This is a genomic window from Streptomyces sp. 3330 (assembly GCF_031456635.1).
Classification (GTDB): Bacteria; Actinomycetota; Actinomycetes; order Streptomycetales; family Streptomycetaceae; genus Streptomyces.
Genome location: NZ_JAVDVA010000006.1, coordinates 184272 through 197596 on the forward strand (window position 1 = coordinate 184272; position 13325 = coordinate 197596).

At 72.7% G+C, this 13325-nt stretch carries 11 protein-coding genes; 8 read left to right on the top strand and 3 right to left on the bottom strand.

Going from position 1 to position 13325, the window contains the following annotated elements; all coding sequences use genetic code 11:
- Positions 1-92: 92 nt before the first annotated feature.
- Both J2X68_RS12870 and J2X68_RS12875 read right to left on the bottom strand, forming a co-directional pair.
- Entirely contained in the window at positions 93-788 is a 696-nt protein-coding gene (locus tag J2X68_RS12870; RefSeq protein WP_310432624.1) for a CBS domain-containing protein, read from the bottom strand.
- 60 nt (positions 789-848) lie between these two features.
- Positions 849-1319 (bottom strand): cyclic nucleotide-binding domain-containing protein, encoded by a 471-nt coding sequence (locus tag J2X68_RS12875; protein ID WP_310432625.1) that lies wholly within the window; start codon positions 1317-1319, stop codon positions 849-851.
- A 462-nt stretch (positions 1320-1781) separates the two neighbouring features.
- On the opposite strand from J2X68_RS12875, the gene J2X68_RS12880 reads away from it, so the two are divergent.
- The 6 genes from J2X68_RS12880 to pflA all read left to right on the top strand — a co-directional run bounded on the left by J2X68_RS12880 (position 1782) and on the right by pflA (position 9675).
- Positions 1782-3287, top strand: coding sequence for an amino acid permease (locus tag J2X68_RS12880; RefSeq protein WP_310432626.1), 1506 nt, complete (start codon positions 1782-1784; stop codon positions 3285-3287).
- Between the two features lie 58 nt (positions 3288-3345).
- On the top strand, positions 3346-4560 hold the full coding sequence (locus tag J2X68_RS12885) for an arginine deiminase (protein ID WP_310432627.1): 1215 nt from the start codon (positions 3346-3348) through the stop codon (positions 4558-4560).
- Positions 4561-4579: 19 nt separating this feature from the next.
- The gene (gene argF, locus J2X68_RS12890) at positions 4580-5581 is read left to right on the top strand and encodes an ornithine carbamoyltransferase (RefSeq protein ID WP_310432628.1); all 1002 of its coding nucleotides are present in this window, start codon (positions 4580-4582) and stop codon (positions 5579-5581) included.
- A 4-nt stretch (positions 5582-5585) separates the two neighbouring features.
- A complete protein-coding gene (locus tag J2X68_RS12895; protein ID WP_310432629.1) occupies positions 5586-6509 on the top strand; it encodes a carbamate kinase in 924 nt (307 codons plus the stop codon).
- Positions 6510-6673: 164 nt separating this feature from the next.
- Positions 6674-8932, top strand: a complete 2259-nt coding sequence (gene pflB / locus J2X68_RS12900; protein WP_310432630.1) for a formate C-acetyltransferase — start codon at positions 6674-6676, stop codon at positions 8930-8932.
- A 5-nt stretch (positions 8933-8937) separates the two neighbouring features.
- Positions 8938-9675 carry a pyruvate formate-lyase-activating protein gene (gene pflA / locus J2X68_RS12905; RefSeq protein ID WP_310432631.1) on the top strand — a complete coding sequence of 246 codons (738 nt, stop codon included), beginning with the start codon at positions 8938-8940 and terminating at the stop codon, positions 9673-9675.
- Positions 9676-9692: 17 nt separating this feature from the next.
- On the opposite strand, the gene J2X68_RS12910 is transcribed toward pflA, so the two are convergent.
- Positions 9693-11405 carry a sulfate permease gene (locus tag J2X68_RS12910; RefSeq protein WP_310432632.1) on the bottom strand — a complete coding sequence of 571 codons (1713 nt, stop codon included), beginning with the start codon at positions 11403-11405 and terminating at the stop codon, positions 9693-9695.
- Positions 11406-11624: 219 nt separating this feature from the next.
- Between J2X68_RS12910 and J2X68_RS12915 the strand changes: the two genes are divergently transcribed.
- On the top strand, positions 11625-12254 hold the full coding sequence (locus J2X68_RS12915) for a DoxX family membrane protein (protein WP_310432633.1): 630 nt from the start codon (positions 11625-11627) through the stop codon (positions 12252-12254).
- A gap of 152 nt (positions 12255-12406) precedes the next feature.
- Positions 12407-13312, top strand: coding sequence for a universal stress protein (locus J2X68_RS12920; protein WP_310432634.1), 906 nt, complete (start codon positions 12407-12409; stop codon positions 13310-13312).
- Positions 13313-13325: the final 13 nt, after the last annotated feature.

The following is a 13325-nucleotide window of genomic DNA, read 5'->3' on the forward strand; positions in this document are numbered from 1 at the left end:
ACGCGCCCGGACCCGATGTACTAGGGCCGACCGGCCCCATTCACACGGAGGCGCCGCGGGGACCGGGCGGTCGCGCGCCGTTCCGGGCGGGTTCAGGCGGATTCGACGTGCTCGGTGACGTCCGTGGGCGCGTCGGTCGGCTCCGCGCGCCGGGTGAGGTCGAATTCCACGTCGACGACCCCTTCCACCGCGCGGACCAGCCGGGCCGCCACCGGCACCAGGGAGGTGTCGCGGACGTGGCCGACGAGCTTCACCACGCCGTCGCGCACGTCGGTGCGCACGTTCGCGGTCGGCGCCGGGAACAGGTAGGACACGACCTCGCGCCGTACCTCCTCGGCGATCTCCTCGTCGGTGCGCAGGAAGACCTTGAGCAGGTCGGCGCGGCTGACGACGCCTTCGAGCAGCCCCACGGCATCGACGACGGGGAGCCGCTTCACCTTCGCCCGGGCCATGGTCCGGGCGGCGTGGGCGAGCGTGGTGTCCGGGTGGACGGTCAGCGCGGGGGAGGTCATGAGCTCCCGCGCGGTCACGGCGCCGGCCTTCGCGAGGTCGGACAGACGGCGCAGCTGCGTGTACCGGTCGGGGTCGCTGTCGCGGAACTCCTCCTTCGGCAGGAGGTCCGCCTCGGAGACGACGCCGATGACACGGCCCTCGCCCTCGACGACGGGCAGGGCGCTGACCTTCCAGTCCTGCATCAGCCGCACGATCTCCTTGAACGTCGCCCCGCCGCCGACCGCGGCGACCGTGTGGGTCATGACATCGCTGACGATGTGTGGGGTGCCGTGCATGACCATCCTCCGTTGTCCGTTCCTGTGACGGGTGCTTGCTGCGGTACCGGGGCGCTCGGGTCAGACGGTGCTGCCGGCGCCGTACGGGGCGTACAGGTCCAGGAGCCGGGTCCTGGCCGCGTGCAGACGGTGGGCGAGGACCTCGCCGACCCAGAGGGCGACGTCGTTGCCCAGTGCCGGGTCGTCCTCGCACATGGACCGGACGGCCGTGGCGTCGAACTCGTAGGCCCGCACCGGCGTGCTCGCCTCGGCGCCCAGATGCCAGACGTGAGGGGTGAAGAGCCAGGACCAGCCGACCAGTTGGTTGTGGCCGAGGCTCTCGATGACCACCGCCCGGCGGCCCGGCACGTGCATGTCGAGCTCGATGCTGCCGGTGCGGATGATCCAGAAGCGGTCGGCCCGCCCGCCTTCCTCGAACAGGCGCGTGCCCTGCGGCACGGACACCTCCCGGGCGATGCCCATGAGCCTCCGGCGGTGTTCGGCGGACAGGGCGCGCAGCATGCTGGGGCCGGGCGTGAGGGGAGCGTTCATGGTGTGCCTCCGCTGCGGGGAGTAGGGGCTTCCAAGGCCAGCGTGGGTCGTGCCCCCCCGGGGCGGACCATGGGCCACCTGGTCCTTCGCGCGCGCCGTACGGCACCGGGAGGGTTGTTCGGCTCCTGCGGTGAGAGCCGTCCCGCGCGGCAGGGGCGGGCACCCGGGCGGTGCCGTGCGGGACGCGCGAGGTCGCCGCCGGCACGGTGGCACGGACGACGTGTGATCGTCGCCTCTCCTGGTCGCCGGGCCGTCCGTCCGTCCGAGGCCCGGATGCCGACGGAAGCCCGGTCGCAGGCCGTTCCGCTCGCGCCCGGCACGGGCCGGGCCCCACCGGATCTCTCGCGTCGGGACCTTCGGCACCCCCGCGGGCCCGAGTGGCCGCTGCCCCGACCCGGCGTGGCGCAGAAGCATCGTCCTCGGACCGACTCTTCCGCAGCCACTCGCACAAGGAGCACAGCCATGCCCAGGACTTCAGCGACCGGTGACCGAGCGGCGCCCGGGCCCAGGGCGGCGCTGGGTCTCCCGGCCGCGTCCGCGCTCGTGATCGGGACCGTCATCGGCACCGGGATCTTCGCTCTGCCGTCCGCGCTCGCCCCGTACGGCCCGGTCGCGCTGGTCGCCTTCGTCGTCGTGACGCTGGGCGCGCTGGCGCTCGCGCTGACCTTCGGCGCGCTGTCGAGGCGGGTTCCGGCGAGTGGCGGCCCGTACGTCTACGCCCGGGAGGCCTTCGGCGAGTTCGCCGGATTCCTGAACGCCTGGTCGTACTGGATCACCGCATGGGCCGGCAACGCGGCCATCGCGGTGGCGTGGGTCGGCTACGTCGAGGTGTTCGTCAACACGGGTCACAAGACCTGGATCTCGATGGGCATCGCCCTCGCCGGGCTCTGGGCGGCGGCCGCGATCAACCTCACCGGGGTCCGCAACACCGGCGCCTTCCAGGTCGTCACCACCGTGCTGAAGTTCGTGCCGCTCGTCTTCATGGCGACCGTCGGACTCTTCTTCGTCGACCCGGACAACTTCGGCGCCTTCAACGCCGGCGGCGGGTCGGTGCCCGGCGCGATCTCCGCCGCGGCCGCCATCGCCCTGTTCAGCTACCTCGGGCTGGAAGCCGCCTCGGTGGTCGCCGGAAGGGTGCGCGACCCGGAGCGCAATGTGCCGCGCGCCACCGTCTACGGCACCCTCCTGTGCGCCGTCATCTACATCCTGGGCACGCTCGCGGTGTTCGGCACCGTTTCGCACGGGTCGCTGACCGGCACCGTCGCTCCGTTCACCGACGCCGCGAACAACATCGTCGGCGGCACGTGGGCGGGAGACGCCGTGGCCGTCGCCGCGATCGTCTCGGGCATCGGCGCCCTCAACGGCTGGACCATGCTGTGCGCGGAGATGCCCTACGCCGCCGCCCGCGACGGGCTCTTCCCCGACGCCTTCGCGAAGCTGCGCGGACCGAGCGGCGTCCCGGCCTTCGGCATCGTCGCCTCCGCCCTTCTGGCCTCGCTGATCACCGTGTTCAGCTACACCCGCTTCGAGGACGTCTTCACGAAGATCGTGCTGCTGAGCGTGCTCACGGCCGTGGTCCCCTACCTGTTCTCCGCCGCCGCCCAGCTGTACTGGCTGCTCGTGCACGGCCGGGAGACCCTGAGCCCGCGGCGGCTGGCCCGTGACGTGACCGTCGCCGCGCTGGCGCTGGCCTTCTCGTACTGGTCGATCCAGGGCAGCGGCTACCAGACCGTCTACTACGGCCTGTTCGTGCTGCTGCTCGGCGTGCCGGTCTACGTCTGGCTGAAGCGGGGCCAAGGACGGTACGGCGACGACCCGGTCGTGGCGGTCCCCGCCGCCCGTGCCCCGCGCGCGGAGCGGGCCCCGGAGACACCGGCTCCGCCCCCGCGGCTCTCCCGGGCCCTGGGCACCCACCGCGTCGGCGACCCGCGCAGGCGCACCGCCCACCCCCACCCCCACGAGGACTGACCGTCCCCCGCACGCGTTCACGCCCGCTCGCCCTCACGACAGAGGAAGACATCACGCCATGAACACGTTCCACGTCGACTCCGAGACCGGCCGGCTGCGCCAGGTGATCCTGCACCGCCCCGGCATCGAGCTCTCCCGCCTCACCCCGCGCAACGTCGACGCCCTCCTCTTCGACGACGTCCTGTGGGCCAAGCGCGCCCGCGAGGAGCACGACGCCTTCGCCCAGGTGCTGCGCGACCATGGGACCCGCGTGCACTATTTCGCCGACCTGCTCGCCCGGACCCTCGACGGCGACGAGGCCCGGGACTGGCTGCTCGACCGGGTGATCACCCCGGCCACCGTCGGACCGGCCCTGATGGACCCGGTGCGCGAACTCTGCGCGCAACTGGACGGGGAGACCCTCGCCGGGCACCTCGTCGGCGGCCTCCTCAAGACCGACCTGCCGCTCGCCACCCCGCACAGCCTCGTCTGGAACGCGCTCGACGCCGAGGACTTCGCCCTCGCCCCGCTGCCCAACCACCTCTTCCCGCGGGACAACTCCTGCTGGGTGTACGACCGGTTGTCGGTCAACCCGATGGCCAGGACGGCCCGGCGGCGCGAGAGCCTGCACGCCGAGGCCGTCTACCGCTTCCACCCGATGTTCGCCGGCGTCGCCCCGGCGCCGATCCTCGACGGCTCGGTGGGCACCCTCGAAGGCGGGGACGTCCATGTCCTCGGCAACGGCGCCGTCCTGGTCGGCGTGGGGGAGCGCACCACCGCCCAGGCGGTGGAGAACCTGGCCGCGCGGCTGTTCGCCGACGGAACGGCGCGGCGCCTCGTCGCCGTCCAACTCCCCTCGGCCCGGGCGTACATGCACCTCGACACCGTGCTGACGATGCTCGACCGCGACACGTTCGTCATCTACCCGGGCCTGGCCGACACCCTGCGTTCCTGGACGCTCACGCCCAGCGGCTCCCGCGAGTGCGGCTTCGACGTCGTCCCGAACTCCGACCTGGCCACCGCCCTCGCCGAGGCGCTCGACCTCGACAAGGTCCGCATGCTGTCCGCCCCGCAGGACATCCGCAACGCCGAACGCGAGCAGTGGGACGACGGCAGCAACTTCCTCGCCCTCGCTCCGGGCGTGATCGTCGGCTACGAGCGCAACGTCACCACCAACACCTACCTGCGCAAGCAGGGCATCGAGATCGTCACCGTCGCCGGCGCCGAACTCGGCCGCGGACGCGGCGGACCGCGCTGCATGAGCTGCCCGATCGAGCGCGACCCGGCCGCCTGAACCCCAGGGGGGAACCATCATGACCGTCGACCTGCGAGGCCGTTCCTACCTGAGCGAACTCGACTTCACCGCCGCCGAGATCCACCATCTCCTCGACCGGGCGGCCGCCCTCAAGGCGGCCAAGCGCGCCGGTGCCGAGCGACCCCGGCTGACCGGCCGGAACCTCGCGCTGATCTTCGAGAAGACCTCCACCCGCACCCGCTGTGCCTTCGAGGTCGCCGCCGCCGACCAGGGCGCCGCCACCACCTACCTCGGTCCCGGCGACACCCACATCGGCGTCAAGGAGTCCATCGCCGACACCGCCCGGGTCCTGGGCCGGATGTTCGACGCCATCGAGTACCGCGGCTCCGCCCAGTCCCTCGTGACCGCGCTCGCCGCCCACTCCGGGGTGCCCGTCTACAACGGCCTCACCGACACCGCGCACCCCACGCAGAGCCTGTGCGACGTCCTGACCATGCGCGAACACAGCCGCAAGCCGCTGTCCGACATCGCCTACTGCTACCTCGGCGACGCGCGCAACAACATGGGCAACTCCCTGCTGTCCATGGGCGCCCTGCTCGGCATGGACGTGCGCGTCGCCGCCCCCGCCGCGCTGTGGCCCGACCCCGCGCTGGTCGCCGCCTGCCGGGAACGGGCGGGGCGCAGCGGCGCCCGGATCACCCTCACCGAGGACGTCGAGACCGCCGTGCGCGGAGCCGACTTCCTGCACACCGACGTCTGGGTCTCCATGGGCGAGCCCGCCGACACCTGGCGGGAGCGGATCGAGGCGCTGCTGCCGTACCAGGTCGACGCCAAGACCCTGGCCGCCGCCGGCAACCCGGACGTGAAGTTCATGCACTGCCTGCCCGCCCTGCACGACCGCCGCACCCGCCTCGGCCGGGACCTCTTCGACCGCTACGGCCTGGACGGACTCGAAGTCACCGACGACGTCTTCTCCTCACCCGCGTCGATCGTCTTCGACCAGGCCGAGAACCGGCTGCACACCATCAAGGCCGTACTCGTCGCCACCCTGGAGGACTGAAGCCATGCGTATCGTCGTCGCCCTCGGCGGCAACGCCCTGCTGCACCGGGGTGAACGTCCCGACGCCGCGGTCCAGCAGGCCAACATCGACCGGGTCGGCACCGCCCTCGCAGCCCTGGCCCACGAGCACGAGATCGTCCTCACCCACGGCAACGGCCCCCAGATCGGCCTGCTCGCCGTGGAGAGCGCCAGCGACCCCGCCCTCACCGCCCCCTACCCGCTCCATCTGCTCGGCGCCCAGACGCAGGGCATGATCGGCTCGTTGCTGGCCTGCACCCTGCACGACGCGCTGCCCGGCCGGCGCATCGCCACGCTCGTGACCCACACCCTCGTACGGGCCGACGACCCGGCGTTCGCCCGGCCCACCAAGTTCGTCGGCCAGGTCTGCTCCCGGGACCTCGCCCGCACCCTCGCCCGCGAGCGCGGCTGGCACGTCGCGCGCGACACCACCGGCTGGCGCCGCGTCGTCCCCTCCCCGGCGCCGGAACGGATCCTGGAGACCGACACCGTCCACGACCTGCTCAGCGGCGGCGCCCTGGTGATCTGCGCGGGCGGCGGAGGCGTTCCCGTCACCGCGGACGCCGACACCGGCGCGCTGACCGGCGTGGAGGCCGTCGTCGACAAGGACCTCACCGCCGCCCTGCTCGCCGAGGACCTGAAGGCCGACTTCCTGCTCGTCCTCACCGACGTCCCGTGCGTGTACGAGGACTTCGGCACCCCCCTCCAGCGGCCCGTCCTCGACGCCACCCCGGCCGAGCTGCGCCGCAAGGGCTTCCCCGAAGGCTCCATGGGGCCCAAGGCGGAGGCCGCCGCGCGGTTCGTCGAACGGACCGGAGGGCTCGCGGCCATCGGGGCGCTGGACGCGGCGAACGAGATCGTGCACGGCCGGTCCGGCACACTGGTCCGCCCGGAGCTCGCCGCCGGCTGACGGGCCGCCAGGAAGGCGGGGGAGGGCGCGGGGAGCCGCCGGGCCGTCCGGCCCCGCGCCCGGGGCCGGACGGCCCGCCCGTGGGCGCTGTCCGGCACTCCCCGTGACGATCACGGACGACGAGCATCGAAGTGCACCGACACGAACCGAGGAGAGGAACGGCGATGACCGCAACCGTGACGGCCGGCGACCGGGCCACCGTGGCCTGGCGAGGCTTCGCCGGGACCCGCTGGCGCGAGCTGATCGACGTGCGCGACTTCATCCAGGCCAACTACACCCCGTACGAGGGCGACGCGTCCTTCCTGACCGGCCCCACGGACCGCACCCGGGCCGTCTGGGAGAAGGTCGGCTCGCTGTTCCCCGAGGAGCGTGCGCGCGGCATCCTCGACGTGGACCCCGCGACGCCGTCGACGATCACCTCGCACGCCCCCGGCTGGATCGACCGGGACCGCGAACTGATCGTCGGCCTCCAGACGGACGCCCCGCTCAAGCGCGCGATCATGCCCAACGGCGGTCTACGTATGGTGCAGAGCGGGCTCAAGGCGTACGGCTACGAGGCCGACCCGTTCGTGACGAAGGTCTTCGGGACCTACCGCAAGACCCACAACGACGGTGTCTTCGACGGCTACACGCCCGCGATGCGCACCGCGCGCAAGGTCGGCATCATCACCGGACTGCCCGACGCCTACGGCCGCGGCCGGATCATCGGCGACTACCGGCGCGTCGCCCTCTACGGCACCGACCGGCTGATCGAGGCCAAGCGGGCGGAGAAGGCCCTGCTGGACGGCCGGCCGTCGAGCGAGCACGTGATCCGCGACCGGGAGGAACTCGCCGAGCAGATAAAGGCGCTGGGCGAGCTGACCCGGATGGCGGCGACCTACGGCTGCGACGTCTCCCGGCCCGCGGGCACCGCGCACGAGGCCGTGCAGTGGCTCTACCTCGGCTACCTCGCCGCCGTGAAGGAACAGAACGGCGCCGCCATGTCGCTGGGCCGCACGTCGACCTTCCTCGACGTCTACCTCCAGCGGGATCTCGACGCGGGGACCCTCGACGAGTCACGCGCCCAGGAACTGATCGACGACTTCGTGATCAAGCTGCGGATCGTCCGCTTCCTGCGCACCCCCGAGTACGACGCGCTGTTCTCCGGCGACCCGACCTGGGTGACCGAGTCCATCGGGGGCGTCGGCGCCGACGGCCGCACACTGGTCACCCGCACCTCCTTCCGCTTCCTGCAGACCCTCTACAACCTCGGCCCCGCCCCCGAACCCAACCTCACCGTGCTGTGGTCCCCGCGGCTGCCCGCCGGCTTCAAGACGTTCTGCGCCCAGGTCTCCATCGACACCAGCGCCGTCCAGTACGAGTCCGACGAACTGATCCGCCCCCGCAACGGCGACGACACCGCGATCGCCTGCTGCGTGTCCGCCATGGCGGTGGGCAAGGAGATGCAGTTCTTCGGCGCGCGCGTCAACCTGGCCAAGGCGCTGCTCTACGCGGTCAACGGCGGCCGGGACGAGATGACGGGCGACCAGGTCACCCCCGCGACGCCCGCGCTGACGGGGGAGTACCTGGACTTCGACGAGCTGTCGGCGGCCTACGACCGGGTCCTGGACTGGCTGGCGCAGACCTACGTCGACACCCTCAACGTCATCCACTACATGCACGACAAGTACGCCTACGAGCGCCTGGAGATGGCGCTGCACGACCACCCCGTGCACCGGTTCATGGCCTGCGGCGTCGCGGGGCTCTCCGTCGCCGCCGACAGCCTGTCCGCCGTCAGGTACGCCCGCGTGAAGGTCGTCCGGGACGCCACCGGGCTGGCCGTCGACTTCCTGACCGAGGGCGAGTTCCCGGCGTACGGCAACAACGACGACCGCGCCGACTCCCTCGCCGTCGGCCTGGTGGAGTCCTTCATGGCGAAGGTCCGCAGGCACCCCACGTACCGGGACGCCGAGCACACCCAGTCGGTGCTGACCATCACCTCGAACGTCGTCTACGGCAAGCACACCGGCAACACCCCCGACGGGCGCCGGGCCGGGCAGCCCTTCGCGCCGGGCGCCAACCCGATGAACGGACGGGACCGGCACGGCGTGGCCGCCTCCGCCCTCTCGGTCGCCAAGCTGCCCTACGAGCAGGCCCGCGACGGCATCTCGCTGACCACCACCATCACTCCCGAGGGGCTGGGCCACGCCCCGGCGGAGCGGGCCGGGAACCTGGTGGGCATCCTCGACGCCTACATGACGTCCGGCGGTTTCCACATGAACGTCAACGTGCTGGACCGGGAGGTGCTGGAGGACGCGATGGAGCACCCCGAGAAGTACCCGGAGCTGACCATCCGGGTCTCCGGATACGCGGTCAACTTCGTCCGCCTGACCCGCGAGCAGCAGCTCGACGTGATCAGCCGCACCTTCCACGGAACGCTGTGAGAGCCATGACGGGACCGACGACCGGGCGGATCCACTCCTGGGACCTGTCCACCGGAGTGGACGGCCCCGGGACCCGGTTCGTCCTGTTCGTCAGCGGCTGCCCCCTGCGCTGCCTGTACTGCGCCAACCCCGACACCTGGCACATGCGCGACGGCCGGGAGACGACGGTGGACGAGGTGATGGCGGAGATCGAGAAGTACCGGGCCTTCGTCACCACCGCCGGCGGCGGGGTGACGATCACCGGGGGCGAGCCGCTGCTCCAGCCGGCCTTCACCGGCGAGGTGCTGCGCCGGTGCCGGGAAGCCGGCCTGCACACCGCCCTGGACACCTCCGGCTTCCTCGGCGCGCGTGCCTCCGACGAGCTGCTCGCCGACACCGACCTGGTCCTGCTGGACATCAAGGCCTTCGACATCGGCGCCTACCGGAGACTGACCGGCGGCCGTCTCGCCCCCACCCTCGGCTTCGCGACCCGCCTCGACCGCCTCGGCGTCCCGATGTGGATCCGCTACGTGCTGGTGCCCGGCTGGACCGACGATCCGGGGGCCGTGGACGGCCTGGCCGACTTCGTCGCGGGGCTGGGCACGGTCGAGCGCGTCGACGTGCTGCCCTTCCACAAGCTCGGGGCCCCGAAGTACGAGGCCCTCGGCATCCCCTTCCCGCTGCGCGACACCCCGGTGCCCGACCCGGCCCTGACCCGGAGCGTGCGCGAGCGCTTCAGGGAGCGGGGGGTGCCCGCCTACTGACGCGGCGACGGACGTGCCTACTGACGGTCGAGCCACGCGCGGTAGGCGGCCACGGCGGTGGGCAGCGTGGGGAAGATCCGCTCCCCGCCGACCGTGTCCGCGAGGCCGTACGCCACCAGGTCGTCCATCAGGTCCTGCTTCACCCGCGCGAGGCAGAACACGATGCCGCGGCCGGTCAGTTCACGGCGCAGCTCGTCGACCGCGTCGAGGGCGGTGATGTCGACCTCGACATTGGCCTCGGCGTTGAGGACGAACCAGCGGACGGGTCCGGTCTGTTCGTCGACGGCGGTCAGGGCGCGGCGCCGGAAGTCCTCCGCGTTGGCGAAGAACAGGGGCGAGTCGTAGCGGTAGACCAGGAGCCCCGGGATCGTCCGGGCCTGCGGGTAGTCGTCGATGTCGTGCATGCCGGCCACGCCGGGGACCAGGCCCTCCACGGCGTCGTGCGGCCGCGCCACCCGGGTCAGCAGCTCGGCCACCGACAGGCCGACGGCCACGATCACCCCGTACAGGATGTCGAGGGCGAGCACACCGGCGAGACAGCCGAGCGCGAGGAGCAGTTCCCTGCGGCGGAAGGAGGCGAGCCGCCGGAAACCGGCGAGGTCGATCATGCGGACCGCCGCGTGGACGACGAGCGCGCCGAGCACCACGGACGGCGTCCGGGCCAGCAGCGGACTGAGGAAGAGCAGCACGGCGAGCACCACCGCCCCGGCCACCAGCGAGTACGCCTGACTGCGGGCGCCGGCCGAGGAGGCGAGGGCGGTACGGCTGGCACTGCTGCTCACCGGGAACCCGGCCAGCGCCCCGGCGCCGAGGTTGGCCGCGCCCAGGGCCAGGAACTCCTGGTCGGCGTCGAGCCGGGGGCCCTCGTCCTCGTGGGCGGCGAACGCCCGCGCGGTCAGGATGAAGTCGGTGTAGCCGACCAGCAGGACGCCCAGCGCGGGGAGCACGAGGTGCGGCAGCTCGCCCGGATCCGGGACGGACGGACTCGGCAGACCGGCCGGAACCTCGCCGATCACCCGGAGGCCGTGTGCGCCGTCGAGGTCGAACACCACCACCGCGGCGGTGCCGAGGACGAACGCGACCAGCGGACCGGGCACGGCCGGGGCGTGACGGGCCGTCACGAAGAGGAACACGAGGACGGAGACGGAGAAGACGACGGTCGTCGGGTCCGCCTCGGGCAGGTGGACGAGGAAGGACCACACCTGGGGGAAGAACTCCGCGCCCGTCGTCGGCACCCCGGTGAGCTTGGGCAGCTGATCCACCATCATGATGAGCGCCACGCCCGCGAGATAGCCGATCAGGACGGGACGGGACAGCAGATCCGCGAGGAAGCCCAGCCGCACCGCCCGGGCGACCAGGCAGAGCAGCCCGACCGTCACGGCGAGAGCCGCCGCCAGCGACGCGTAGCGCCCGGCGTCCCCGGCCGCCAGCGGCGCGACCACGGCGGCCGTCATGAGGGCGGTCGTGGACTCGGGGCCGACCGACAGCAGCCGTGAGGAACCGAAGACCGCGTACAGCCCGAGGGCCGGGAGGATCGCCCACAGCCCGGTGACCGGCGGCAGCCCGGCCACGCCCGCGTAGGCCATGACCTGCGGCACCAGGTAGGCGGCCACGGTCACCCCGGCGAGCAGGTCACCGGTGAGCCACGCGCGCCGGTAGTCCAGGAGGGCGACGAGACCGGGCACCAGCCGGCGCCACCGCGGGACCCGTCTGCCCGAGGCCTTGGACATGTGCCGCCTTCCGTCGTCTGCCCTCATGATCCACCGGCCGCGCGAGCCACGGCCGGAGCGCGCGTGCCCGGCGTGCCACGCCCGTCCCAACGGCCTTGCGGAACGGGGCCGTTCGGCCCTGGGGACGCGGACCTTCGGCATCCGTCGCCGAGCGTCGCCCGCGGCCAGAGTAAGGGGTGTCAGGCACCGACCCGATCACCCCCGAAGGGAACCACGACCATGGCCGTGCACGAGCACCCGCACCGGAGCTCCGGCTTCCACCTGCCGTCGCTGCGCAGGAACCGGACCGCCTCCGCATCCGAGTCGGCCGTGTCGGCGGACACCGGCACGCACACCGCGCGGGCCTACGCCTTCGCCTCCCTGCGCCTGCTCACGGGGTTCGTCTTCCTGTGGGCGTTCCTCGACAAGACCTTCGGCTTCGGCTACGCCACCCCGTCCGGCAAGGGCTGGCTCGACGGCGGATCGCCGACGAAGGGATTCCTCGGCTCCGTCGCCGTCGGACCGATGGAGTCCACCTTCCACTCCTGGGCCGGCGACCCGTGGGCGGACTGGCTGTTCATGCTCGGTCTGCTGGGGATCGGCCTCGCCCTGGTCGCGGGGGTCGCGCTGCGGTTCGCCGCCGTCGCCGGGACCGTGATGATGGCGCTGATGTGGATCGCCGAGTGGCCGCCGGCCAAGCACCTCTCGGACGGCTCGCCGAGCATGTCGCCGAACCCCTTCGTCGACTACCACCTGATCTACGCCGTGGCCCTGATCGTGCTGGCCGCCGCCGCCGCGGGCGACACCCTCGGCGCGGGCCGGCTCTGGGCCAGGCTGCCGTTCGTCCGCGACCACAGCTGGCTGCGCTGAACACCGACCGCGCGGTGGGCCCGGCACCCGGCCCACCGCGCCGAGCCGTGCGGGGGGTCGGTCGGCCCCGATCCGGGACCAGTGGCCCCTGCACGGGGAACCGCCCGAAGACGACTCTGGAATCGGATTTCTCGCCCCAGGAGGTGGAGATCATGCTCCGCACCATCGCCGTAGGCCTCGACGGCTCCCAGGAGAGCCGGGCCGCCGCGGAATGGGCGGCTCGCGAAGCGAAGCTGCGCGGCCTGCCGCTGAAGATCGTCCATGTCTGGGAGCCGGTGCCCGAGCCCATGGCGCAGGCGCCGCTGCTCGGCGCCGAGACCCATCAGCACTGGACCGAGCGGATCCCGCGGGAAGCCGCGGAGGGGGTCCGGCTGCGCCACCCGGGCGTCGAGGTGAGCACCGAGCAGGTCTCCGGCTACCCGGGCAACGCGCTGGCCGAGGCGGCGAAGAGCGCCGAACTGCTCGTCCTGGGCTCGCGCGGCCTCGGCGGGATCGGCGGCTTCATGGTCGGCTCGGTCGGCCTCTCCGTCCTCGCGCACGCCGACCGCCCCGTCGTGATGGTGCGGGCGCTGGAAGCGGCCTCCGACGAGCACGAGCCGGACCCGGAGGGGGTCCCCTCCGCCGCGACGCCCTTCCTGCCGGTGGTCCTCGGACTCGACGTCGACCACCCGGACGACACGCTGATCGAGTTCGCCTTCGACGCCGCCGAGCGGCGCGCGACCTCACTGCGGGTCGTCCACGGCTGGAACCCGCCGCCGTACTACGCCTACGGCACGCCAGCGAACCCCGCGCTGCACGAGGCGCTGGCCCTCGGTGACGCGGAGGCGCTGGCCGAGGTGCTGCGGCCCTGGCGGAAGCGGTTCCCGGAGGTGCGGGTCGTCGAGGAGTCCCGCTACGGCAGCGCGGCCGTCCACGTCGTGGAGGCCGCCCGCCGGGCTTCCCTCGTCGTCGTGGGCCGGCGCATCCGCCGCAGCCCGTTCGGCGCCCACATCGGGCACGTCACGCACGCCGTCCTGCACCACTCCACCGCCCCGGTCACCGTCGTCCCCCACGACTGACCCACCCCGATCC